The following is a 24,820-nucleotide window of genomic DNA, read 5'->3' on the forward strand; positions in this document are numbered from 1 at the left end:
GCATAACACCGGTTTCCCGAGAGCAAGAACATGCGAAAATAAATCCAGATAAAGGAGAGAATGCAATGGAATATTTTGTCTGTGAAACATGCGGAGTACAGTATGGCTTGTCCGAGAAAGCTCTTCCAGAATGCTCAATCTGCAACGAGGAGCGCCAATACGTCAATCCCGGAGGCCAAACCTGGACCACGTTGGAAGAGATGCTCGAAAACGGCAATTGGATCAATGCCATCCATCCCGAAGAGGAAGGACTATACAGCATCCGTACCACTCCAAAATTTGCCATTGGACAGACGGCTTATTTGGCAAAAGCGGAAGGGTTCAATCTATTATGGGATTGCGTCACGTATCTGGATCCGGCAACGATTGAAGAAATCAAAGCCATGGGCGGGGTGGATGCGATCGCCTTGTCCCATCCGCATTATTATTCCACGCAGGTGGAGTGGGCGGAAGCGTTCGATGCCAAAATCTATATCCATGAAGACGACCGGCGGTGGGTGGTGAGGATGAGTGAGCACATCGTCTTTTGGTCAGGAGACCGTTTGGAACTCCATGAAGGCGTCACGCTCCACCGGATCGGCGGCCACTTCAAAGGAGCTGCAATCGCGCATTGGCAGAACGGGGACAGCGGAAAAGGCGTGGTGTTTGCCGGCGACATCATCCGTGTCGTGGGCGATCCAAAATGGGTAACATTCATGTACAGCTACCCCAATTTCATCCCGCTCCCGTCCCAAACGGTCCAGCGGATCGCCGCCTACATGCAAGGTGTGCCGTTCAACCGGATGTATGATGCCTTTAACCGGAGGATCCCGGACCGTGCGGACAAAGCTGTGCAGAAATCTGCTGACCGGTATGTGGCTGCCCTTGAAGGGACTTTATTCGAAACATAAGTATGCCTGCAGGACTTATGAATAGGCAGCCTTTGAGGGGTCTGCCGCCAGCTAATCAAGAGTTGTTCAACACTGCTAATATATATCTAGGGCTAGGAGAGATCATATGGAAACGCCGAATGAAACAGAGTTAGCCGAATATTTTGGTGCACCGCCTGAACGGAAAGACGAAACTATCGAGTTTGCCTTGGACACCGCCACATTCCGGTTCGATAACGGCATCGAATCGTTCAAAGTGGTCATATCCCCTTTTTACAATGAGTTTGTGCTGGAAGTAGCAGCTATAAAAGAACAGCAGTCCGTGCTGCAATTAAAGCTCCGATCTGTGGAGAAAATTGAAATCGCGGAAGAACCGCAAGAGGCGGCGATGATCCGTATTCATCACGGCCGGTCGGAAAGTTACATCCATACGCTTGCATGTTCATTCAAGCCGAAATTTCAGATGGCGCTTCATGAACAATACCTATAGAAAATTCGGAAAGAGGTGGAAAACATGGCCGGATTGAAGCCGCGCTTGTATGACTTGGGAATGAAACCTTTGGAAAAATCCCGCATCCAGCGGATCCGGAGATCGATTGCCGGAAAGGCCTCCGGCGTTGTCTTGGAAATTGGCTCGGGCACGGGCGCCAACTTCCCGCTATACGAAAGGGCAGATGTTGTCCACGCCATTGAGCCCGATCCTGCTATGCGGGAAGCGTCGATCTTGCGTGCCAAAGGAGCGAAAATCCCAATTCAGACGTATGAAGCAAAAGCAGAAGGGCTGCCGTTTGCGGATAATGTGTTTGATGAGGTGGTGGCGACCCTTGTTTTCTGTACGATCCCCGAACCGGAAAAAGCGCTGCAGGAGATCCGGCGGGTCAGTAAGCCCGGTGCGTGCATCCATTTCTTTGAACATGTCCGGGTCGACAATAAGCAGGGAGCGCTGCTGCAGGATGCGCTGACTCCCTTATGGGAAAAAGTGGCAGGGGGCTGCCAGCTGAACCGGAATGCCCTAAAGCTGATCCGGGAATCAGGGTTGGCGGTTGTCGAAGTCACCCCTCTTTATAAAGGGCTTTTTCAGAAAATCGAGTGCATCAATGCAAAGTGAACAGCCAGTCGTGCTTCAAGGCAAAATAAGACGCGTTTCTGTGGCCTTGCCAGAGTCTTCAACATCAGAAGAAGAATCTCCTGCATAACATCCATTTATTAGTAAAATGAGATTCCTTTTTTTTGATTTCCTGATAAACTGTTGAAGAAGAGATTGCATTGGAGTTGTAAGGATGGACGCGTTACTTTTTTTCTTTTTGGAAAACATGGCTTTGATTATCGCGCTTATGTATTTGGGCTTGAGAGCAAAAGAAGCCCTTTTGATCGACTTGACGAACCCAATCCGCGATATGTGGATGATTGCCTTATTCGTTAGCTTTTTGACTTTTTCGATCATGTATAATGCATTTCCTTTTGAGGGCATGAGGCTCGATTTGCGGGAAGTGCCGATTTATTTCATCAGTTTTGCAGGCGGCTGGCAATTCGGCATCCTGTCAGCCATTTTCCCGATCGCCTACCGGGGATATATGGGCGGGCCGACCGTCATGCTCGGCATCATCCAAGCCATCATTCTGCCGATAATTATCGGCTCGCTTTTTCATGACCGCAAAACGATTGGAAAGCCCATCATCCTGTTGAACCTGCGGCGGATGATGCTCGGCTTCTTCGTCTTTGAGACCATCAAGTCGGTCTGGATGCTGGTGACAACACCGGCGACGCCGTTGATCATTCTTGCGATGTTCCTGTTTGCGACAATCGCGGTCCTCTCGATGGCGCTCATCCTAAACGGCGAAAACCGCAATTTGATCCTGCGGAAAGAGCTGGAGTTCTACTCCAATCAGGATCCGATGACACATTTGCCGAATATCCGCTTTTTCAAAAACAACATTAACCGCTTAGTGGCACAAAAAGAACCGCTGGCGATCGTCATGCTCGACGTGGATTATTTCAAGGTTTATAACGATACGCACGGGCACCAAAAAGGGGACGCGGTCTTGCGGTCCATCGCACAGATCATGAAAGATTCGACGCGGAAAACAGACTTTGTCGCACGGTACGGGGGAGAAGAGTTCATCATTTGCCTCGCTGATCCGGAAAATGCACACGAAGCTCTCCGGATGGCCGAGTCCGTCCGCCAGAACATCGAGGACTTCCATTTTGAAGGGGAAGCCTTGCAGCCGGAAGGGAAATTGACCGTCTCCATGGGAATCAGCTTCTCGGATGGCCACAAACCGCTCGACCACCTGATTGAAGAAGCAGACAATGCGCTGTACCAATCCAAACGGCAAGGCAGAAACCGGGTGACCATTTTCCAGGCGGCCGCTTCATAACGTTGCGAAGGCAAAGGGCAGTTTCTCCTTTGCCTTTTTCTATTAAAAAAAGCTGTTCCCGTGGTAAAATTTGAATAAAAGCCATGGAGGGGAACCCTTTGGGAAACGGACACAATCATTCACATGGCAAGAATAAAAGAACTTTGAAAATCGCGTTTCTCATTACAACGCTTTTCATGGCAGTCGAAGCAATCGGCGGCTGGTTGACCAATAGTCTTGCGCTTCTGGCAGATGCCGGCCATATGCTGAGCGATTCGGTCTCCTTAGGAGTAGGCGTCCTCGCTTTCACGCTCGGGGAACGGGCGGCGGATTATTCAAAAACATATGGCTATAAACGCTTTGAAATCCTGGCAGCTGTTTTTAACGGTGCAACGCTGGTGCTCATCTCGCTTTATATCTTCTACGAAGCGTTCCAGCGTTTTTGGGATCCGCCGGAAGTGGCGTCAGAAGGGATGCTGGCCATAGCGGTTGCGGGATTAGCAGTCAACCTGCTGGTGGCTTGGATTTTGATGAGGGGAGGAGACACCCGGGAGAATTTGAACCTCCGGGCAGCTTTTCTACATGTCCTGAGCGATATGCTCGGATCTGTCGGTGCGATTATAGCAGCGTTGCTGATCTTATTTTTCGGCTGGAGCCTGGCAGACCCGCTAGCGAGCATCGCCGTTGCTGTTCTGGTGCTCCTAAGCGGCTGGCGAGTCACTAAGGAAGCCATCCATGTCTTGATGGAAGGCACGCCCCGAAACGTGGAAATCGATCAGGTGATTGGGGCAATCGAAGCGATTCCGGGAATCGCGAATGTCCATGACTTGCATATCTGGAGCATCACGAGCGGCCAGAACGCGATGTCGGGTCACGTCGTGGTGGAAAAAGGCATCTCGTTCGATGAATGCCAGCCTCTGCTAAGGCAGATTGAAGAAGCTATGGCAGAACAGAAAATCGGGCATGTCACTATTCAATTGGAAAACCAAGAACATCCCCATTCCGAAGCGGCGATCTGCCAGAACAGCGGGCAGTTGGAAGAAGCTCACTACCATGAACACCATTAGAACGAGAGAAAAATCCTCCGGGGCTTGTAAAAGCCCCGGAGGATTTTTTGTTTTTTATTCAGTTTCACTCGTTTCCAGCCGGCGCTTGTTCCACGTCCATGCGATAAAAACAAGCACAGCGCCAAAAGCGGCATACTGGAGAACGGGAGGGGCCACCTGAACAAAGCCGTAGACAGCAGCCAGTTCAAGAAAGACCGCCGGAACCTTGCCGATGGTGCTCGCGGCCATAAACGGCCAGGCGCGGATGTTCGTCAGCGCTGCCCCGGCTGTCACAAGGCCGGACGGCACAAATGGCAAGAGCCGCATCAGGATAACGGCTTTAAACACTCTGCTGTCAGGCTGCCCGTGCCAGAAGTTCCAGAAGCGATGGCGCTGCCAAGAGGGCGCTGCCTTGGAGAATCCATAGCGGTACAAATGGAAACCGGCCAAAGCCCCAAAGATTTCCCCGAGCAGGGTTAGTGCGGCGCCGCCTTGGAGGCCAAAACTTTTAATGTTCACAGCGGTCATGATAAAACTTGGAATAAATCCGAGTGCCCCGATCAATATGTTTGCGGCAAGAAGCAGCAAGAATTCCAGAAGCGTGATGAATATTTCCGTCATTAAAGGCCTCCTAAGACTCTTTATCATATCTTTTAGTGAGTTTATATTTTATAGCAAGTATGGTATTTATTTTTTATTGAAATTCCAAGTTCCCTGCATTGCGCCGTATCGATAAATGGAATAGGTAGAACGACGTTTATATTCTTAACTATACGCGAAAAGTGTCCGGAAAAGTGCATGTAAATTCGCGGACGTTCGTAAAGTGATTTGACACATCTACGAACGCTCTTTTTGTCCATTTTCAACCCTTTCCAAAGCGTTCATAAACGTGTACTTTTACGAACGCTATTATTCTTGATAGGCATATTTAAGAATGAGTTTTAAACTTTAAATCAAAGAGCGCAATTCCATTTGGAATCGCGCTCTTTGATTACCGTATAGGATTGTCTGTTACAGGTTATGGATAACCCAACCTTATTTCAAAATCACCAATCAGGAGATGCGTGTTCCATTTGTGATTGGCTCATCGGGCTTTAACAAAATGACGTCGCCTTCTTCCGGGACACCGCCTATTACCAGTACCTCCGATTTGAATCCGGCTACACGCATAGGAGGAAGGTTCACAACCCCAACTACCTGACGTCCACAAAGATGCTCGGGAGAATATCGCTTTGTAATTTGGGCAGAAGAATGTTTGATGCCGATCTCTTCGCCAAAATCAATTTGCAGTTTTATCGCCGGTTTTCTTGCTTCCAGAAAAGGGGTAGCGTCAATTACCGTCCCAACACGCATATCCAATTTGAAAAAATCCTCAATTTTAGTCATAGTAAACGAACAACCTCTCTATCATTTTTAATGCCTCTCATTTCTGAACCGCTTCAAGTGCTTGTTGGCCACTGGTATTCTTGGACGACCAGATCAACAGTCCAATACCAAGAAGCAAGAGGGATATTCCCAACCATGAAAAGGCGTTTAAGCGCTCTCCGACTACAAAAACGCCCAATAAGGCTGCGGTTAATGGTTCTGCCAGCGAAAGGGTAACGGCTGTTGATGAAGAAACACGGGAAAGACCTTTGGCAAATAAGAAATAGGCAATCCCGGTGGCAACGATTCCAAGGTGAAGGCTTATCCCCGCACCCCGCACACTCGTTATCCAAGACATATCAAAGACAAAGAGTAGGGGAGATAACAGCAGTGCACTGAGCGTGAAAACCACAGCTACTACCGATAAGGGAGAATAGGCTTCAACCAATTCTCTGCTTACAAGCGTGTAACTGGCAAACGATATCCCAGCCCCCAAAGCCAATACGATGCCCACGGGATTGATATAGACCGATTCCTGATTCATCAACAACAACAGACAACCTAAAATGGAGAGAAAGGTGGAAACCCACCAAATGGCAGTGGGTCTTTTTTTCAGAAAAACCCATTCAATGAAGCCGGAGAAAATCGGTGCGCTCCCTATGGTGACCACGGTTCCGATGGCCACCCCTGTCATGAGAACAGCCGAAAAGAACAACGGTTGATACAACGCCATGCTCAAAGAAGCCAGTATCGTCGTCTTGATCGGCCAATTCTTGAAATTCAATTTTCCTGCTGCAAGAACAAGACTCAGCAAAAAGAGACCACCGACAGCCAAGCGAGTAGCACCGATTGCAATCGGATGGGCTGTTTCTGGCGCAAGCGCCTGCGTTGTTCCTGTGGTTCCCCAAAGCATGGCAGCCAGTAAAATCATAATGATTGACGAATTCACCTTCATTTGCTCACCTCACTCTAAAGATAAAAGGACATTAAACTCATTTTAGAAGAATACCTAAGAATCTTCTTTGCCAAGTTTAAGGTCCTTTTTATCCATTATTAAGAATGCGGTACTTCTGTGGCGCTATGCCTTCGCTATTTCCGAACCATCTGGTGAATGAGGAAGAATTCTCGAAGCCCAGTTCTTCACTGATTTTTGACATGGACCAGCTGGTGGATATCAATAAGTTTTTTGCTTCGTGTAGCCGCAGTTCGGCTATATAATGTTTCACGCTTTTTCCGGTTCTTTTCTTGAACCAGGACGAATAATAAACAGGGTGGTAATGTTCGATTGCCGCTAAAGTCTCCAGCGTAATCGGTTCTTTAAAGTGGTTATGGATATAGTCAATTGATGCAGGATTCGAGGTTTGGAGTTTCCCGACAACATAGCGGGCTAAATTCATCAAGGAAGTGGTGTTGTCCGGAATATTTGCCTCTTCTAACAACAAATAACGGATAGCCGACCACTGAGTGTCTAATTCAACATGCATATTAGAAGTATGCTCTGGTAGGTAATGTACTGGGACATCCAAGATTAAAAATTCATTCCGGTCTCTGGACCGGTAGTCATGTTCTAACCGAGGTGGCAGGAAGAAACAATGATCTGAGTTAAGATTGATCTCTTGCCCCAACGTCTTGATGTCTAAAGAACCCTGCAATGGAAAAAGAAACTGCCCGAACTCATGATGGTGGGAAGCAAACTCTCGCGTATAAGATCTCTTTTCACACAGTACATGGTCTAACGAATGCATTTTTTTCCTCCTATTCCTGTTGGTTTATGTGAATTCGATTAAAGGGAGGAATGAACCTTTTCCTTTTAGTTAGTAAGAGGATACCATAAAAAGTAGGAGGAAGTGAGTTCATTGGATTCATCTCAACCTAAAACGTTCAAAGTTCGTATAAAAACAGAAACTGTTTCTTAAAAATAAACTGAATAAGGTGGATCTCAATAATTTTTAAATCTTTATAATACTAGGTTTACATATCATCAGATTATCGGAAGCTGCACATATAGAAGGGAGACATTCAGAAAACCACTGAATATCTCCCTTCTATAATTATAAGTACTTACAATGAGGTTACCTACTGCCCAAACAGTCCGAGTAAAGGGAAGAAGCAAGAATACCAAGTACATCTCCCAAAAGCCACATTAAGAGAGAAGGGACTCCGAAGGTTCTGGTGCCAATTGCTTTATTCCATAAGTAACGAGCTTTCCCTTAGCTTGTAAATTAAAACTATAATTATACAGACATTGACCAATACGAGAAGTTGGAATGTGAAATTGAAATCTAGTAGAATCAAAATCGCCGTGATTGAGATAAGAAATGAACTGATAATAGCGGTGATTATAGTGGATTTACCCTGCTTGATTACTTCCATCTCACTGGACCAGTTGTAATTAGGGAATTTCAAATTGACAAAGAAGCCTAACATGCTAATAAGCAGTAAACTAGTGAGTGTAAAAGAAATGAAGAGCAGTGAATCCAATAGCGATGAACTGAAATTTTGAGTATAGACCAAAATAGCACAAGCTAATCCTGGTACAAAAAGCAGCACGTTTAATGCCATCTTGGCTTTTGCAAGTTCCATCAAAGAGAGCGGAGACGTCAACAAAATCCAGATGCTTTGGCCTTCAAAAGATAGGCTTGAAGACGTGGTTGTGGTCAAAAGAATACATACAGTCGTAAATAGAATGAAGATATACTTGCTTGACATCGTGATGAAGGACAGTTCCAAGGTGTAGTCATACAAAAGAGAGGAAATATTGAACAAATAAGCCAGGCTGCCCATTAGTAATAGCGCAGGTGTAAGCACTGTATTGCTGACATAGGTGATAGATGATAGATATAGTTTCAGCTCTTTTGAGAATAGATTTTTAAATAAACTATTGGAAGAAAACGTGCTGGAATCACGTGCTTTTCTTTTTGACGAAGTAGAGTAGCTTGCAGCTAAGAAAGCATGCCTTTTAGTAAATATGTATCCTGTTATGAAAACAAGAACGAGGGTTATTGTTAGTAAGCTCACTGAGTTAAAGAATCCGAATTCTGGTGTAGAGTTGCTAATGATGCCGAACAAGTAGAGTGGGGAACTAATAGAAAAAATATCTTTGTAATCCAATGAAGAAGTGCTGTACGTGATATACAAAAGAGGTGAAAGGAATAAAAAGATTGTAAGCAAAGCTTCGATTACATTACTATGGATGGTTAAAAAATTAAGAAGAATTTTTACTGTTAATGAAATGATGAACGTTGTTGTGATAACTAGTAGAGGAAGTATCACCACAAGAAGAAGACTGGATAATAGTACGAACCAGAAGTTGGGAATAATGAACATATGCAACAAGATGCCAACAAAAATGGCAGTTGCAGCAATGAAGAAATAAAGGATCAGGAGTTTGATTACATTAAAGAGCTTGGCTTGCCACAATGGAATGGGCAGGCTGAAAATAAATTCAGTATCTGACGAAACAATCATTTTCTTAATGCCGCTTAAGATGGTCCAGAATCCCAGGGTCCAAAACAAAATGGACGAAAGAATCGGAAAAAACAACGTAGATTCTTCGTTGCTGTACAAATCAAAAGCGATATAGACAATATAGCCGATGGCCATGACAACAGCGGCACAATAGCCTGCCAACGTAAGAACAGCGTGCTTTCGGTCGTCCTGGTTAGTGGATAATCCCAATCTGGAAAATTGAAAATCATTTGCTAAGATATACTTTTGCAATTGGATGAGCTTACTCATGTGCTGTGATGCTCCTGAATTTTTCACCTAAGCTACTTTCGGACAATAGATTGATCATCGTATCATTGACGACCACTTCGCCGTTGTGGATCATGACCACTTTGTTGCAGAGCTTTTCCGCTACTTCTAAAACGTGGGTCGAATACAACACAATGGATCCTTCAGCAGCCCGTTTTTTCATTTCTTCCTGTAAAAAATAAGTGGCGTTCGGATCCAGTCCGACAAAGGGTTCATCCAATATGATCAGCTTTGGATTGTGCATCAGGATGGAAATAAGCACGAGTCTTTGTTTCATGCCATGCGAATAGGTAGAAATCAACTCATGGATAGCACTGCCGAAATTGAGCTTTTTCAGCAAGGTGTTCAATTGCTCGTTTATCGTCGCATTATCAATCTGATAGATGCTTCCGATTATTTCAAGGTACGAATACCCCGTCATATTCCCGTAGAGCACAGGAGTGTCGGGTGAGTAACCGACCATCTGTTTAAATTCTCGTGGGTTTTTCTCTATGCTCACGCCATCAAATTCAATAGCGCCTTGATCAAAACTGTGAATGCCCACGATGGATTTGATGGCAGTTGTTTTTCCAGCTCCGTTCATGCCGATGAAGGCGCAAATATCGCCTTCCGTCAAATCTAAAGTTAAGTTCCTAATGCCTTTTTCAGATCCTTTGTATAACTTGGTTAGGTTGTTTATTAATAACATTTAGACGATTCTCCTTCAATTAAAACTTTTTCAGATTCCTACTGGCCCATGCAAGGTTCAGTAAAATAAATGCCAAACAGGTTGCGATACTGAAGTAATTCAAGTCCCGGACCGACAGCAACTGGTTCTCCGCCAGGTTTAAGATACCGCCTGGTGACAGCTGGAACAAGAAATGGTTGAACCCCTTGATCAGAATAAAGAAAATAGAAACGGCGATTGTTGTGACAGCGATAAGGATGGGGCTCTTAACAAAGGTGCTGATCAAGATGGCCAGACTCACCACGAAGAGGATCCATAAACTGTACAACAGCAGAAACAGTCCAAAGCTTGAAAAAGAGAAAGAACCGAATAAGAAAATGGTGTAACCATAAGAAACGGCTGCTCCAATGGAGATGCTGAACATGCTGACTGCCCAATGGCCCGCCAGCTTCGACAATAGGTAGGAGCGCAGGGAGACGGGGCGGGTCAATATGAAATCTTGCATGCCGCTGTTGCGGTCGGCTGCAATCAGCCCCATGAAACTAATAATTAAGATGATGAGTCCGATTTGATTGAATTGGCCGGAAATGGTCGACAAAAGAACTTCGGCAGAACTTGGTACCGGCCGGTTCGGATCGATGGTGATGCCGTCGGCACCGCCAACGTTTTCGAGGATAACGTCCATGTATTTAGTGATTAGCGGTTGGGTAAGGCCCAAGATCACGAAAAACAGCGTTAACCAGATGAACTTAAATTCTTTTGCGGCTTCTACTAGTTCAGTGCGCGTTAATGTATAAAAGTTTGTCATGTGTCCGATACCATCTCCAGGAAAATTTCTTCTATCCCTCTTTCATAAAACGCAATGGACGTAATATCCATTTCTTTTGCAGCGAAATCGTTTACGACTTTCTTTAAATCCAATTCCTCAGCTCCCGTTAAAAGAAAGGTGTTTGGTGATAACCATTCAACGTGTTCGACCTCAGAACTTTTCAATGCTTCACTTGTTTGCGGGACATTCCCCGTCTTAACTAGAATTTGTTTGCGGTATGATTTCTGAAGTACATCGTTTATGTTTCCGACAATCATTCCATTTTTAATGATAATGTACCGGTCGCAAAATTCGCTGGCGTCGTCCAATATATGCGTCGAAATGATGATGGTCGTTTGCTTCTTTAAGCGAGCGATCAACTTTTTTACTTCATTTCTGCCAATCGGATCCAACGCTGAAACCGGTTCATCCAAAATCAGCAACAGCGGTTGGTGCAAAATGGCCTGGGCGATCCCGAGCCGCTGTTTCATGCCGCCGGATAATTGTTCCACTTTGTAGTTTTCCTTATCCTTAAGCCCAACTTCTTCTAAAACCGCTGAAATATTCCCCTTTAAAAATGTCTTGTCCAAGCCCGACAATTTTCCGAAGAAAAAGAGCGATTCCTCACAGGTCATCCAAGGTTTGAAGTCCGTATGTTGGGACAGATAGCCAATATTTTTCTTATGTTGCACGATAGGGTTGGAATTGAACGTAATGTCCCCTTGTTCATGCTGCAGAATGCCGGTCATGCATTTGATGAGCGTCGTTTTGCCAGCGCCATTCGGTCCCAACAAACCAACACACTCGCCTTCTGCAATCGAGAAGGTGACATCACTCAAAATTTTTCTTTTTTTGATCGTCTTATGAAGCTTCACCACTGTAATCATTTCGAATCATTCTCCTTCCAATCACTAAATACAATATCGGTCCGAGCAATTGGAGCAATATAATGGCGACCAACCAAATATACGGTGAGGAAATCAGATTTTTTCTTTTGAACCAATCATAGAGCGCGACCCCAATCAGTAATAGGTTTAATAAAATAATTGGCAAGGCGAAAGGGAGAATCTGTGCCCAATCAATTTCCAGTAGAGCAGTCATATCTGTATTCAAATGAATCCCTCCTTCAATTATCATTATCGATAATGATAATTGAAAAGTCAACTAGTCTATTTTATTTAAAAAATGATTTAGTAAGAAATTTAGAAAGAACTTTATTTTAATGGCTTTTTGAAGAAGAGACCAAGTTGGAATTTTAAGAGAAGTTGGTAAATTAGAAGAAAGAATATATAATAGCTAACTAAGCTTAAAGAAAAAGGGGATAATATAAAATGGAATTTGATTTATTCAAAAACCAAGTCAGGTTTAAAATAGCGTTGGAATTAATAGATGTCGATGAAGGAATGTCGATTATGCAGTTAAATAAATTATTAAAAGATGTATCGCAAGCGACATTATACAGACACGTAAATTCAATGGTTGGGGATGATTTATTAAAAATCGTTGGCATAAATCGTATTGGAAAAGTTGAAGAAAAGCTATATGCTTTGAATACGCAAGCTTACAAGATCAGCGAAGATGATTGGCTGTCGGCTACTTATAGCGAGAAAATAAAATTTGTGACCTACTTTTTCATGTACATTTTACAAAACTATAAAAACTATCATGAAAGCAGTGTTGAAAATCAGTCACCAGATCGATCCACATTTTCCTTAGTGAAACTGAACTTAACAAATGATTCCTTTAACGATTTTCAATCGGAGCTAAGTACACTAATGGAAAAATATTATAATATGAAAGATACGGAAGAAGGGACTGACCGCACGGTTTCGTTAGTAATTATTCCGTGATTATCTCTTTGAGGGAGAAATTTTTCTTTTTCAAAATTTATTTACATGTGATGGATTATGAGAAGTTGCTTGAATACACAGGGAGAAAAGAGGCCAATCAAAGCTCCTCTTTTCTCCCTTTTTGTTCGTAAAGGTGTACTTTTACGAACGCTTTTATTTTCACTACTACTAAACTTCGTTCAGACTATACGAGTGTAAAAAAAGAAAACTCTGATCTTACGGAAAAAATTGGAGATTCAGCTTTTTCTACAGTTCTTCCCTAATCGCCTCTTTCATCTATTAAGAAGCTCATTCTTTTTGAAATAAATATACTTCCCATAACGATCAGTTATTAGAAGATAAAAAAAGAAGATGGCCGAGAGACATTTTCTCTTCCTTTATTTTTTTACACACGGACCATTTAGGTTCACTTTGTTGAAGAATTAAAATTAAAAAGAATCAATATACTTGACCTTGTACCGTGGTACAGGGTTTATTCTGTATATATCGAGGAAAATCCTGCACATAACGTTGCAACTCAAAAGAGACAGGAATGTATTCAAGCAAGTGTAGATCCTGTACTCGACTAGAGGGGAATATGACAAGTGAGGTGAGAGGCATGCAAATGCGTATCGGAGAACTGGCTGACAAATGCGGTGTGAACAAGGAGACCATTCGATATTATGAACGTCTCGGCTTATTTCCAGAGCCTGATCGCACTGAAAAAGGCTATCGGATGTACGGTTTGGAAACAGTCGATCGATTGAGTTTCATTAAACGGATGCAGGAACTAGGATTTACTCTACAGGAGATTGATAAGTTGCTTGGAGTCGTCGATCGCGATGAAGCAAAGTGTCGGGATATGTATGATTTTACGGTGCTCAAGATAGAAGACATTCAACGGAAAATTGAAGATTTGCAGCGAATTGAACGGATGTTAAGTGATCTTAAAGAAAGGTGTCCCGAAAACAAGGATATCTACGAATGCCCCATTATTGAAACATTGATGAAGAAATAAGAGGTGAAACAGAATGAAAAAAACATTGAAAAGTTCAGGCTGGTTTTTTGTCGCATTAATCACATGTCCCTGCCACTTGGTTTTACTGCTTCCCTTGTTTGCATGAACCGCACTGGGGTCGTACATCATGGAATTTAAAGATGTTATTTTCATCTTGATGGGTTTGTTATTCGTTTTTGCTCTTTTCAAGGGCTGGCGGAAAATTGATCCAGAATCAAAAAAGGAAACAAAGAAAGAAAGCGCGCCAATACATGATTGCTGCAGCTTGGAGAGGATAAAATCATGAAGGAAAAAGTGCCGCAGTTAGCTGCCGTATTCTCGGCTTTTGCTATGGCTGCCTGTTGCCTGGGTCCGCTGATTTTTCTTCCCCTTGGACTGACAGGTCTTGCAGGAGCATTAGCCTTCTATTCATTAAAGTACCGGTTGTTGTTCAGCGTCTTAACGCTTTTTCTCCTTGCTTACTCCTTTTATAAGGTGTATGGAAGAAAAGGGAAAAGGAAAAGTTCGGTCATTGGTTTATGGATTACGTCGTTTCTTGTTTTCGGCATGTTTCTGTTTTTATTCATAGTTGAGGGTGGAATATAAAAGAGGAGGGTTTTACATGAAAAAACAGCTAATTGGGATTATGATGATGGTATCTCTTTTGTTGGTGATAAGTGCATGCAGTAACGGGCAAGAAGTTCAACAACCGCCAACGGAAGAATCGGAGAATGAAGTGGAAATGGGTGTTGCGGCCGCACAGAAAGATGGAAACGCGGATGCGGCAGCCGAAGGGACAGGTGTATTCATGGTTACGGCTTTTATGGATTGCTGCCCGCCATCTGTCGTGGAAGATGCCATCGCCGAAGTAGAAGGTGCCGGTAAAACGGATATTCACGTTGACGGAAGCACGGCGGAAGTGACGGTCACTTTTGATGAGACGAAAACGAGTTTGGATGCCATTAAGACGGCGGTTGCAGACATAGGGCTGCCCGTCGAATAAAAGGAGGAATTTTCACATGAAAAAAGTTCACGTAAACGTCCAGGGAATGACCTGCACAAGTTGTGAAGAACATGTTGCGGTTGCTCTAGAAAATGCAGGAGCAAAAGGGATTGAAGTCGATTACCGCCGCAATCAGGCGACGTTTGAAATCGCTGAAGAGAAATTGGAGAAGGCGAAACAGGCGATCAACGAGTCGGGGTATCGAGCAGGGGAAGCGACAGTGGAAGCCGAAGAAAACGAATTTATTTCGGACAATTCGTCCCTTGATTATGACTTGCTAATTATTGGTTCGGGTGGAGCTGCCTTTTCTGCTGCCATCAAAGCCGTTGAAAAAGGAGCAAAAGTGGCGGTCGTCGAACGAGGCATCGTTGGCGGCACTTGCGTCAACATTGGCTGCGTTCCTTCCAAAACGATGCTTCGTGCGGGGGAAATCAATCACTTGGCCAGCAACAACCCATTTGCCGGTTTGAAGACAAACGCCGGACCGGTTGATTTGGCTGCGTTGACCGGGCAAAAAGACGAGCTTGTCGACGGGATGAGACAGCAAAAATACATCGGTCTGATTGAGGAATACGGATTTGAGCTAATCCGCGGAGAAGCCGCCTTTACAGACGAAAAAACAGTCGAAGTGAATGGCCAGGCCTATACCGCAGCGAAATTTTTGATTTCGACAGGGGCAGCCCCATCCATTCCGGATATTCCGGGACTTAGCGAAGTGGAATTTTTAACAAGTACCACCGCTTTGGAGTTAACAGAAGTGCCGAAAAAATTGGCCGTTATCGGTTCAGGTTATATTGCGATGGAACTGGGCCAGCTGTTTCACAACTTAGGGTCCGATGTGACGATGATGCAGCGGAGTGAACGGCTGCTGAAAGAATACGATCCGGAAATCTCGGAAGCCGCCGATGAAGCCTTAACCAAGCATGGCCTAAAATTCATCAAGGGAGTCACCTACAAGAAGGTCGAACAGAGCGGTGATATGAAAAAAATCCATATTGAAGTGAACGGTCAGGAACAGGTAATTGAAGCGGATCAAGTGCTGGTTGCCACTGGAAGACGGCCAAATACGGATTCCCTCCATTTAGAAAAGGCCGGGGTTGAGATTGGCCCGCAAGGGGAAGTAGCGGTCAATGAGTATCTGCAGACCAGCAACGCCGACATCTATGCAGCGGGAGATGTGACCTTAGGGCCGCAGTTTGTCTATGTGGCTGCGTATGAAGGTGGAATTGTAGTTGAGAACACACTGGGTTCGGCAGATAAGAAAGTGGATTTGCGGTTTGTTCCGGGCGTGACGTTTACTACCCCAGCCATTGCAACAATCGGACTGACTGAACAACAAGCCCGAAATGAAGGGTACGAAGTGCTAACTTCCGTGCTGCCGCTTGAAAACGTACCAAGAGCACTGGTGAACCGTGAAACAAGCGGTGTCTTCAAGTTGGTGGTCGATCAGCAAACAAGAAAAATTCTCGGGGCACATGTCGTGGCCGAAAATGCGGGAGAGGTAATTTACGGAGCCACATTAGCCGTACAGTTCGGCTTGACCGCAGACGATCTGAAAAATACGATGGCACCGTATTTGACAATGGCTGAAGGGTTGAAACTGGCCGCCATCACGTTGGACAAGGATGTCAGCAAACTGTCTTGCTGTGCCGGCTAATGAATCGGCAAGGATAATATCGCCAGAAAAGAGATAAGGGACGGGTCTCAAATGAGAGATGGGACAGAAAAAATTAACTGAGAAGATTAATGAAATTCAATCGAACGGAGATTGAATTAATAGGGGCTTAAGGACAAATCGCTTTTGATTTGTCTCTTTTTTTGGGGAAGATTTATTATTTTTTTCGATTGGTTAGAGGAATGGGCACCCGTAAACTTGCCATTCTTCTAAAAAGTTTTCAGAAGAATGGAAAAAATATTCAACCATAAACAAGGCACATGGTTTTTGACAGGACGGGCAGTGGAATAGTAGGACTAGCACTATAGAAGGGAAAAAGGAAAAGCGATTTCTTTTTTTACATGGAGAGGATGAGAGAAATGGAAGAAGAATTCGATTTGATTGTCATAGGAACCGGTTCAGGCGGTTCCGCTGCAGCTTCTAAGTGCAATAATGCGGGATGGAAAGTCGCAATAATTGATTCACGGCCTTTCGGCGGCACCTGTGCACTTAGGGGATGTGATCCGAAAAAAGTGCTGGTGGGAGCTGCTGAAATGATTGATGGCATCGACAGAATGAAAGGAAACGGCATTATCTCCGGTTCCAGCATCAATTGGTCGGAATTGATGGCTTTTAAACGCACCTTTACCGAACCCGTGCCGGATAACCGAGTGGAGAACTTTCAAAAAGCAGGGATTCACACTTTTCATGGGCGAGCTTCCTTTTTGAATGAAGAGAAAATTCAAGTAGGCGAAGATGTCTTAACCGGAAAGCATATTCTGATTGCGAATGGAGCCAAACTGGCCCCATTGCCTATTGAAGGGACGGAACATCTCACGTATAGCGACGAATTCCTGGAATTGGACGAGCTTCCAGCGAAAATGGTGTTTATCGGCGGCGGATACATCTCCTTTGAGTTTGCCCATATCGCTGCCAGGGCAGGGTCAGAAGTGCATATCATCCACCGGGGAGATCGCCCACTTGAGCAATTTGATTCTGAACTGGTCGGGTTGCTGATGGAGAAATCAAAAGAGATTGGTATTCATCTGCATCTCAATACGGAGGTAAAGTCGATTGAAAAGAAGGGTTCCTCTTACATCGTAACCGGGTTGAATAACGGCCAGCCGGTTTACTGGGAAGGTGACCTGGTTCTGCATGGCGCAGGACGAATGCCTGACCTAGAAGATCTGCAGCTGGAAAAAGGCAATGTGGAACGCGAAAAAAGAGGCGTTTCCGTCAATGAATACCTTCAAAGCAGCAGCAACCCCAAAGTATACGCAGCCGGGGATGCAGCTGCAACGGCGGGCCTTCCGTTAACCCCGATTGCATCGATGGAGTCGCATGTGGTGGCATCGAATCTGCTCAAAGGAAATCACCGGTCGCCTAATTACAAAGTGATGCCGACAGTGGTATTCACACTTCCGAAACTGGCTTCTGTAGGATTAACCGAAGAACAGGCGAGGGACAAAGGCCAGCAAATCAAAGTGAAAAAAATGGATACATCAGACTGGTACACTTACAAGCGCACAAACGAAAAATATGCGATGGTGAAAGTCATCATTGATGAACAAACCGACAGAATACTGGGGGCCCACTTGATCAGCCACGAAGCAGATGAATTAATCAATCATTTTGCGACAGCGATTCAATTTGATTTGGCGACAAAGGACCTGAAGCAGATGATTTATGCTTATCCAACGGCAGCTTCGGATCTAGGGTATATGTTGTAAGGCAATGGACGATGCAGGAGAATAAAAGAAGGTAAACTTACCGAATTGAAAATAAAGAATTGGTAGAACGGGTTATTAAGGGCTTCATTTTCTTGTGGTCTCAAGTAATAGTTAAGATATAGTCGTTTTTTAGAAGCTGTTTAAATAAAAAGGGAAAGCAGAGGCTGGTCGAAGCCCATCTTCTTTCCCTTTTCATCTTTGAAATTATAATTTTACATACGTTTTATAAGTTTATTCCATCAGGTTATTCTAGTTAATTCCAATGCAACAATTAGTATTCTCTATTTGTTATTGTTACGATTAAAATAGAAAGAGAATTTATTAGGTAATGGAGTAAGGAGAGTAATAGCAATGATCTATACCATTTTCTTATTTATTATTGCAGGAATAGCTGAAATTGGTGGGGGCTATTTAATTTGGTTGTGGCTACGGGAAGGAAAGCCTTTGTATTTAGGGATTTTCGGCGGTATCGCATTAGCTTTATACGGAGTGATTGCCACTTTCCAATCGTTTTCTTCATTTGGCCGGATATATGCTTCTTATGGCGGAGTGTTCATCATCCTCTCCGTTTTATGGGGATGGGGAGTTGATAAAAAGACCCCGGATCTATACGACTGGATTGGAGCAAGTATTTGCTTAATTGGAGTCTCTATAATGTTATGGGCGCCACGAGGCTAAATAAGTTTCTGTGGTTTACATATGAGGGATTATCAGAAGTAGCAGTATTTCTACTAGCTAAATATAAAGAGGGGAAGAGCAGTGCTGTCGGCACTGCTTTTTCTCTTTTGTCTACATAGGTGTGCTTTTTAGAACGTTATCGATATAACAAGAAGGAGAACCATACCATAAGTAAATGAGGTTGATATTATTTAATAACTCTAACTAATGCATGTTTTGGGCAAAAACTAAAAATACACAGTTATTAAATCAAATTCTAATGTTTTTAACGACGATAAATAAAATTAACTCAGTTATTAAAACCTATCCAAAGTAAATAGGGGTTTGTGATTTGGATCTGCTAAACTCTGGAGCAGATTTTGTTATTTTGGTTGAATACATTCATGATATGGCCACTGTATATATTAGAAAAACCCAATCATTGAAATGATTGGGCCGAGTTTCCTTTGTCTTTTTTTTTCAAAGCTTTATAATGATAAAAGATGAATTTTTATTTGGGTTTTTCTCTTAAGGCATTTTTAAATACTGGGTTAAGAGAAAGCTTGAAGCATAGAAAGCGGGACTTACATTAATGAAAAAAATTGGATTTGATTCAGAGAAATATTTGCAAGAACAATCAGCCTACATCCTAGAACGGGTACAGCAGTACGATAAACTTTACTTGGAATTTGGCGGAAAATTGATAGGCGACAAACATGCCAAGCGTGTCTTGCCTGGATTTGATGAAGATGCCAAGATCAAACTATTGCATACATTGAAAGAAAAAGCGGAAATCATCATCTGTGTGTACGCTGGAGACATCGAACGAAACAAAGTCCGTGAAGATTATGGCATCACTTATGACCAAGATGTCTTGCGCTTAATCGATGAATACCGGGCATATGGTATTTCTGTCAATAGTGTCTTGATCACTCGTTATCAAGGGCAACCAACAGTCAAAGTATTTATGACAAAGCTTGAGAGAAGCGGAATTAGCGTCTGTATTCACCGCGAAATCGAAGGTTATCCGACAAACGTAGACGCGGTCCTTGGAGAAGAAGGATTTGCGACGAATCCCTATATTAAAACGACAAAGCCAATCGTGGTAGTAACGGCCCCTGGCCCAGGCAGCGGGAAGCTTGCGACTTGCCTTAACCAAATGTACCATGAGAATAAACTGGGGAATAAAGTCGGCTATGCCAAGTTTGAGACTTTTCCAGTTTGGAACTTGCCGTTAAAGCACCCGGTAAACATCGCTTATGAAGCGGCTACCGTCGATTTAAAAGACGTAAATATGATTGATAATTATCACTATGAAGCATACGGGAAAGTAGCGATTAATTACAATCGTGATATTGAGACGTTTCCTGTCATCAAACGGATTATTGAACGGATTACCGGCAAAGACTCTGTTTACAGCTCACCGACTGATATGGGGGTTAATCGTCTGAAATCGGGCATCACGGACGATAGCGTTGTCCAGGAAGCTGCCAAGCAGGAAATCATTCGGCGCAGCTTCATCGTAGAGAACGACTATAAAAAAGGGCTTGCTGATGAAGATAGTGTACGCCACATGCAAGTGATTCTGGAAGAGACCGGTTTAAAGAAAGAGGACCGGGCACCTGTATTGCCGGCCCGTAAGTATGCGAAATCAATCCAAGCGCAAATGGATAGCACGAATTTACAAGCCGTAATTGCGTTAGAACTGCCGAATGGCGAGATGATTACCGGTCGAACGACCACTTTGATGGATGCTTCGGCAGCCGCGATTCTGAATGGGTTGAAGAAATTGACCAATATTTCCGATGAAATTGATTTGTTGTCGCCGGTAATTCTGCAGACGATTCAACGGTTGAAAACCGATGACTTGAATAGCCGCGTCCCGACATTAAGCGCCAATGAAGTGCTCATTGCACTGGCAATCAGTGCGGTCACCAATCCGACTTCTGAGCTGGCTTATAAGCAATTGCCAAATTTAAAAGACACTCAAGCTCATTCCACGGTCATATTGAATAGAGAAAACGAACAAACTTTTAAGAAGCTTGGAATCGATATCACCAATGATCCGGTATATCCAACTGAGAACCTGTATTACAATTAAGTTTTGAAAAACGCCTGCCTTTTTCTTTTTCTTAGAAGCCTAAGGCAGGTGTTTTTTTCATATGCTAAAGTTGCTTTTTTCATTTCACAGAATATAGGAGGACCACATTATGATTCATAAATTCACCAAGAGAGCCAACGCGATGAAACCTTCGGATATGCGGATCATCTTAACCGCTTCAGAACAACCCGAATTGATTTCTTTTGCCGGTGGACTTCCAGCACCAGAACTGTTTCCTATGGAGGCCCTGAAAAAAGCAAGTGAAGCTGTTCTTAATGAAGACGGACCGGTTTCCCTTCAATACAGCCCGACCGAGGGGCATGCCCCTCTCCGCCGAAAAACGCTTGACCGAATGAAAGCAATCGGCATCCAGGCGAATTTGAACCAAGTCATGATCACGTCCGGTTCCCAGCAGGCGATTGACCTAACGGGACGCCTTTTTCTGGATGAGGGGGATACAGTCATCTGCGAAAGCCCAACCTATCTGGCGGCGCTTAACGTTTTCAACATCTGTAATGCCAATATTGTAGACGTTGAGATGGATGAGAACGGCATGCTTATGGAACAATTGGAAAAAAGGCTTCAAGAAAATCCCCATGCAAAATTCATCTATACGATTCCTGATTTCCAAAATCCCACGGGCCGCACGCTGAGCCTGGATAGAAGAAAGCGGATGCTCGAGCTGGCTCAACAATATGATGTATTGATTCTGGAAGATAATCCTTACGGTGCCATCCGCTTTTCGGGAACTCCAATTCCGCCGATCAAGCATTTTGATAGAGAAGGCCGTGTCATCTACATGAGTTCTTTCTCAAAAATATTCGCACCCGGGCTTCGGCTTGGCTGGATTTGTGCCGACGAAGTGATCATCGAAAAATACATGGGATTCAAGGAATCCGCGGATATGCATTCCGATGGCTTTGCGCAGCGGATCACTACTAAATACATGGAACAAAATGATATCGATTTGCATATTGAAAAGATCAATGCCGCTTATCACGACAGATGCAACACGATGCTTGCCTGCGTCAATCAATACTTTCCCGAGGCGGTTTCCTGTGTGAGACCCGAAGGGGGATTGTTTATTTGGGTTGAACTTCCCGCCAATTTAAACGCGAGAAAGGTCTCGATTGCCTGTCTTGAAAACGGCGTCGCTGTATTGCCGGGAGACGCCTTTTTCGCAACCGGCTCACAACAAAATGCGCTTCGGTTAAACTTCTCAAACTCTTCAGAAGAACGAATTGTTGAAGGCATGAAGCGCATCGGAGAAGTTTTGCATCGGGAATTAAGAACAGAAGCTATGGTGAAATAACTCGTCTTTTCCTTTTTCTCGAAAGTTGGTCAATATGAACGATAAAGGTAATGAAAAAGTTCGTGAGAAACTTGAATTCTTCAGAAAACAGGTTACCTTCTAAAAGGGCACTTAAAGTGTAAGAAAAGTATTCATAAAATTAGTCGGCATATCATGCGATTGTCGGAAGTAACCCATTCAAAAAAAGGCACTGTCTAAAAAGCCTAAAATGAAAAGGTCAGAGGAGAAAAAGCAATGCTTTTCTCCTCTGACCTTTTCCTTATTCTATAACGGCTGATGGAAATGGAGGCGGCGAGTGCAAACATTTTGCTCCTGTCCCTGCATCGCTGCGCTAGCTTCGGGACATGAAAAACCGTTGCAGTGCTGCGCACTTCGTCGCAAAGCGTCCGCCGCAATGGACAGCAGCCTTTTGGACAGCCACTTTTCCTTTGTTTTAAAAGCTATGGTCAGTTGCATAAAGCTTCCACTTAAACAGCATTCGAAAAGAACAGAATCTGCGGTCATGCACTTAATCGCGGTGCTGCTCGTAAAAATTTTGCTTTGTCGCTTGCTTCGCCTGTGCAATTTCTTCGACGGTTATCGGGGTCTCATAGGCCGACACCGTAGCAGCAAGCTGATCAGCGGAGCTGGCGCCGGCGAGGACGGAAGCGACAGCCGGCTGCCCAAGCACACTGTGGAGTGCAAGCGCGTGGAGGTTGCTGTTGATGTCCATCAGGTTCCGGAGGGTTTCTTTTAATTCTGCTTCTCCGTACGCCAGATACCCATCTGCTCCTTCGGCACGCTTCAGCCCGTCGTTTGTTAAGAGCCCTTTTGCCAAGGTGCCCCGTGTGACAACAGAACGGCCGCCGGCGCCGATTTCTTCAAGGTATTCTTCCGGACGGCGGTCCAACAGGCTGTATTGCATCATGATGCTGGCAACATCGCTTTTTGCCAGAAAGCGCCGGATGACATTCGGGCGGATCGAAGAAATGCCATAAGCCCGGATGAGCCCTTCTTTTTTCAGCGATTCAAATGCATCGATCGTCTCTTCGGTATCGTCGCTCGCCATGCCGCCGTGCAGCTGGTACAGATCGATGTAATCCGTTTGAAGGCGCAGCAGGCTGTTATGGACCTGATCCCGGATGTAAGCTCTTGATGCATTCCAGCGGACTTCGTCGGATCCGCTGCTCCATTGGTTGCCGACCTTCGTCGCGAGGATGATATCTTTTCGGTAATTCTTCAAAAGTTCGCCGACCAATTCCTCGTTTTTCCCTTTGTTGTACAGGTCAGCTGTATCAAAATAATTGATGCCGTGATGGAGCGCTTCTTTGATGATTGCCTTCGATTCCTGGAGATCCAACGGCAAGGACATGCAGCCCAAGCCGATTTCGCTTACTTCGATTCCACTGTTTCCTAGAATATTCTTCTTCACACTGCCACCTCGTTTAGTTTGTCGTTTCTCTTATGGTATACTTTGCGGTAGAGAAACCACAAATGAAAAGAGGATCCACATGAGCAAATTCGAAGAAAAAACCACGCGTTCGGAGCGTATCTATGAAGGGAAGATCATCAATCTGAAAGTGGATGAGGTTTTATTGCCAAATGGCCACTCATCGAAACGTGAGCTGGTCGAGCATCCGGGAGCGGTCGCGCTTGTGGCCCTTACCGCTGAAAACAAATTGATTCTGGTCGAGCAATACCGCAAAGCGCTGGAGCGGTCCATCATCGAAATCCCTGCCGGCAAGATCGAGAAAGGGGAAGACCCGGCTTATACGGCAATGCGTGAACTTGAAGAAGAAACCGGCTATACGGCGGACAAGCTCGAGCTGATCCAGTCGTTCTCGACGTCTCCGGGATTTGCGGACGAAGTGATTCATGTTTATGCCGCGATCGGATTGAAAAAATCGGAATCCGGCGCTGTCCTTGATGAAGATGAATTCGTCGAACTGATGGAAGTGACAATCGATGAAGCGGAAGACATGATGAAAGACAACCGAATTTACGATGCAAAAACGGCGTTTGCTGTGCTTTGGGCAAAACAGAAATTGTTAAATGAGAATAGCACGTACCCTAAATTATAATCATTCTAATCAAAGAACGGTTATATTTCTTGTAAATGAGAACGGTCTTTTGATATAATGAAGGCAGTTTAGGGAGGGCGTCGCATGGAAACTAGGATAGACCGTATAAAAAAACAATTGCATGCTGCGAGCTATAAATTGACGCCACAGCGTGAAGCGACTGTCCGGGTCCTGTTAGACCACGAAGAAGACCATTTAAGTGCGGAAGACGTCTACCTGTTGGTGAAAGACATTGCACCGGAAATCGGGCTGGCAACGGTGTATCGGACATTGGAATTGCTGACTGAATTGAAAATTGTCGATAAAATAAATTTCGGTGATGGAGTGTCCCGCTATGATTTGCGCCAAGAAGGCGCGGCGCATTTCCACCACCATCTTGTGTGCATAGAATGTGGCGCGGTAGATGAAATACAGGAAGATCTGCTTGAAGATGTGGAAGCCGTTGTTGAAAAGCGATGGAATTTCCAAATAAAAGACCACCGTCTTACTTTTCATGGCATCTGCTGGCGCTGCCATGATCGCGGCTCACAAGACCAAACGGAATGACCAGTGAGAAAAAGGAGGACGCCCCAGAAAGGCAGTCCTTCTTTTTCTATTTATGCAAAGGGA

The 24,820-nt window shown here is 44.4% G+C and carries 27 protein-coding genes; 17 read left to right on the forward strand and 10 right to left on the reverse strand.

The genetic code is table 11. The annotated features are described in order from the left end of the window. The first annotated feature begins 65 nt into the window (after window positions 1–65). The 5 genes from ACFSDB_RS06435 to ACFSDB_RS06455 all read left to right on the forward strand — a co-directional run bounded on the left by ACFSDB_RS06435 (window position 66) and on the right by ACFSDB_RS06455 (window position 4,293). Complete coding sequence (locus ACFSDB_RS06435; RefSeq protein WP_204892402.1) at window positions 66–890, forward strand: MBL fold metallo-hydrolase; 825 nt, start codon at window positions 66–68, stop codon at window positions 888–890. A gap of 106 nt (window positions 891–996) precedes the next feature. Beyond that, window positions 997–1,359: a hypothetical protein gene (locus ACFSDB_RS06440; RefSeq protein WP_204892401.1), complete on the forward strand. Its 363-nt coding sequence runs from the start codon at window positions 997–999 to the stop codon at window positions 1,357–1,359. Window positions 1,360–1,383: 24 nt separating this feature from the next. Continuing rightward, window positions 1,384–1,977, forward strand: a complete 594-nt coding sequence (locus ACFSDB_RS06445) for a class I SAM-dependent methyltransferase (protein ID WP_204892400.1) — start codon at window positions 1,384–1,386, stop codon at window positions 1,975–1,977. A gap of 172 nt (window positions 1,978–2,149) precedes the next feature. Continuing rightward, entirely contained in the window at window positions 2,150–3,247 is a 1,098-nt protein-coding gene (locus ACFSDB_RS06450; protein ID WP_204892399.1) for a diguanylate cyclase, read from the forward strand. 98 nt (window positions 3,248–3,345) lie between these two features. Continuing rightward, window positions 3,346–4,293, forward strand: coding sequence for a cation diffusion facilitator family transporter (locus tag ACFSDB_RS06455; RefSeq protein WP_377339456.1), 948 nt, complete (start codon window positions 3,346–3,348; stop codon window positions 4,291–4,293). Window positions 4,294–4,347: 54 nt separating this feature from the next. On the opposite strand, the gene ACFSDB_RS06460 is transcribed toward ACFSDB_RS06455, so the two are convergent. From ACFSDB_RS06460 to ACFSDB_RS06500, 9 genes are all read right to left on the reverse strand, one after another. Next, complete coding sequence (locus ACFSDB_RS06460) at window positions 4,348–4,893, reverse strand: TVP38/TMEM64 family protein (RefSeq protein ID WP_377339458.1); 546 nt, start codon at window positions 4,891–4,893, stop codon at window positions 4,348–4,350. 432 nt (window positions 4,894–5,325) lie between these two features. After that, window positions 5,326–5,658, reverse strand: a complete 333-nt coding sequence (gene csaA / locus ACFSDB_RS06465; protein ID WP_204892396.1) for a chaperone CsaA — start codon at window positions 5,656–5,658, stop codon at window positions 5,326–5,328. A 37-nt stretch (window positions 5,659–5,695) separates the two neighbouring features. Next, the gene (locus ACFSDB_RS06470) at window positions 5,696–6,592 is read right to left on the reverse strand and encodes an EamA family transporter (protein ID WP_204892395.1); all 897 of its coding nucleotides are present in this window, start codon (window positions 6,590–6,592) and stop codon (window positions 5,696–5,698) included. 88 nt (window positions 6,593–6,680) lie between these two features. Next, window positions 6,681–7,382: a helix-turn-helix transcriptional regulator gene (locus ACFSDB_RS06475; protein ID WP_204892394.1), complete on the reverse strand. Its 702-nt coding sequence runs from the start codon at window positions 7,380–7,382 to the stop codon at window positions 6,681–6,683. Window positions 7,383–7,821: 439 nt separating this feature from the next. Continuing rightward, the gene (locus tag ACFSDB_RS06480; protein ID WP_204892393.1) at window positions 7,822–9,375 is read right to left on the reverse strand and encodes a hypothetical protein; all 1,554 of its coding nucleotides are present in this window, start codon (window positions 9,373–9,375) and stop codon (window positions 7,822–7,824) included. After that, entirely contained in the window at window positions 9,368–10,081 is a 714-nt protein-coding gene (locus tag ACFSDB_RS06485; RefSeq protein WP_204892392.1) for an ABC transporter ATP-binding protein, read from the reverse strand. Before ACFSDB_RS06485 ends, ACFSDB_RS06480 begins: the two co-directional genes overlap by 8 nt. 19 nt (window positions 10,082–10,100) lie before the next feature. Beyond that, window positions 10,101–10,868, reverse strand: coding sequence for an ABC transporter permease (locus ACFSDB_RS06490; protein WP_204892391.1), 768 nt, complete (start codon window positions 10,866–10,868; stop codon window positions 10,101–10,103). After that, window positions 10,865–11,755 carry an ABC transporter ATP-binding protein gene (locus ACFSDB_RS06495; protein ID WP_204892390.1) on the reverse strand — a complete coding sequence of 297 codons (891 nt, stop codon included), beginning with the start codon at window positions 11,753–11,755 and terminating at the stop codon, window positions 10,865–10,867. The genes ACFSDB_RS06490 and ACFSDB_RS06495 overlap by 4 nt, the downstream gene beginning before the upstream one ends. Next, window positions 11,730–11,981: a PLD nuclease N-terminal domain-containing protein gene (locus ACFSDB_RS06500; RefSeq protein WP_204892389.1), complete on the reverse strand. Its 252-nt coding sequence runs from the start codon at window positions 11,979–11,981 to the stop codon at window positions 11,730–11,732. Before ACFSDB_RS06500 ends, ACFSDB_RS06495 begins: the two co-directional genes overlap by 26 nt. Window positions 11,982–12,199: 218 nt before the next feature. Here ACFSDB_RS06500 and ACFSDB_RS06505 point away from each other — a divergent pair, with 218 nt between their 5' ends. The 10 genes from ACFSDB_RS06505 (at window position 12,200) to ACFSDB_RS06550 (ending at window position 22,151) form a co-directional block, all read left to right on the forward strand. Beyond that, the gene (locus ACFSDB_RS06505) at window positions 12,200–12,718 is read left to right on the forward strand and encodes a transcriptional regulator (RefSeq protein WP_204892388.1); all 519 of its coding nucleotides are present in this window, start codon (window positions 12,200–12,202) and stop codon (window positions 12,716–12,718) included. Window positions 12,719–13,316: 598 nt separating this feature from the next. Next, window positions 13,317–13,715 carry a mercury resistance transcriptional regulator MerR1 gene (gene merR1 / locus ACFSDB_RS06510; RefSeq protein WP_204892387.1) on the forward strand — a complete coding sequence of 133 codons (399 nt, stop codon included), beginning with the start codon at window positions 13,317–13,319 and terminating at the stop codon, window positions 13,713–13,715. 127 nt (window positions 13,716–13,842) lie between these two features. After that, window positions 13,843–14,001 (forward strand): hypothetical protein, encoded by a 159-nt coding sequence (locus tag ACFSDB_RS06515; RefSeq protein WP_204892386.1) that lies wholly within the window; start codon window positions 13,843–13,845, stop codon window positions 13,999–14,001. After that, entirely contained in the window at window positions 13,998–14,300 is a 303-nt protein-coding gene (gene merT / locus ACFSDB_RS06520; protein WP_034781975.1) for a mercuric transport protein MerT, read from the forward strand. Before ACFSDB_RS06515 ends, merT begins: the two co-directional genes overlap by 4 nt. 16 nt (window positions 14,301–14,316) lie before the next feature. Further along, window positions 14,317–14,697, forward strand: a complete 381-nt coding sequence (merP, locus tag ACFSDB_RS06525; protein WP_204892385.1) for a mercury resistance system substrate-binding protein MerP — start codon at window positions 14,317–14,319, stop codon at window positions 14,695–14,697. 16 nt (window positions 14,698–14,713) lie between these two features. Then, the gene (merA, locus tag ACFSDB_RS06530; RefSeq protein ID WP_204892384.1) at window positions 14,714–16,354 is read left to right on the forward strand and encodes a mercury(II) reductase; all 1,641 of its coding nucleotides are present in this window, start codon (window positions 14,714–14,716) and stop codon (window positions 16,352–16,354) included. Between the two features lie 377 nt (window positions 16,355–16,731). Beyond that, a complete protein-coding gene (locus ACFSDB_RS06535) occupies window positions 16,732–18,081 on the forward strand; it encodes a dihydrolipoyl dehydrogenase family protein (RefSeq protein WP_204892383.1) in 1,350 nt (449 codons plus the stop codon). Between the two features lie 351 nt (window positions 18,082–18,432). Beyond that, window positions 18,433–18,759, forward strand: coding sequence for a YnfA family protein (locus tag ACFSDB_RS06540; RefSeq protein ID WP_204892382.1), 327 nt, complete (start codon window positions 18,433–18,435; stop codon window positions 18,757–18,759). Window positions 18,760–19,330: 571 nt separating this feature from the next. After that, the gene (locus ACFSDB_RS06545) at window positions 19,331–20,839 is read left to right on the forward strand and encodes a DUF1846 domain-containing protein (protein WP_204892381.1); all 1,509 of its coding nucleotides are present in this window, start codon (window positions 19,331–19,333) and stop codon (window positions 20,837–20,839) included. Window positions 20,840–20,948: 109 nt separating this feature from the next. After that, window positions 20,949–22,151, forward strand: coding sequence for an aminotransferase-like domain-containing protein (locus ACFSDB_RS06550; protein ID WP_204892380.1), 1,203 nt, complete (start codon window positions 20,949–20,951; stop codon window positions 22,149–22,151). 508 nt (window positions 22,152–22,659) lie between these two features. On the opposite strand, the gene ACFSDB_RS06555 is transcribed toward ACFSDB_RS06550, so the two are convergent. After that, window positions 22,660–23,562, reverse strand: a complete 903-nt coding sequence (locus ACFSDB_RS06555; RefSeq protein ID WP_204892379.1) for an aldo/keto reductase — start codon at window positions 23,560–23,562, stop codon at window positions 22,660–22,662. A 79-nt stretch (window positions 23,563–23,641) separates the two neighbouring features. On the opposite strand from ACFSDB_RS06555, the gene ACFSDB_RS06560 reads away from it, so the two are divergent. Next, window positions 23,642–24,211, forward strand: a complete 570-nt coding sequence (locus tag ACFSDB_RS06560) for an NUDIX hydrolase (RefSeq protein ID WP_204892378.1) — start codon at window positions 23,642–23,644, stop codon at window positions 24,209–24,211. Between the two features lie 84 nt (window positions 24,212–24,295). Then, window positions 24,296–24,757 (forward strand): ferric iron uptake transcriptional regulator, encoded by a 462-nt coding sequence (fur, locus tag ACFSDB_RS06565; RefSeq protein WP_204892377.1) that lies wholly within the window; start codon window positions 24,296–24,298, stop codon window positions 24,755–24,757. The last annotated feature ends 63 nt before the right edge of the window (window positions 24,758–24,820 follow it).

The sequence above is a fragment of the Planococcus chinensis genome, assembly GCF_042681545.1.
Classification (GTDB): domain Bacteria; phylum Bacillota; class Bacilli; order Bacillales_A; family Planococcaceae; genus Planococcus; species Planococcus chinensis.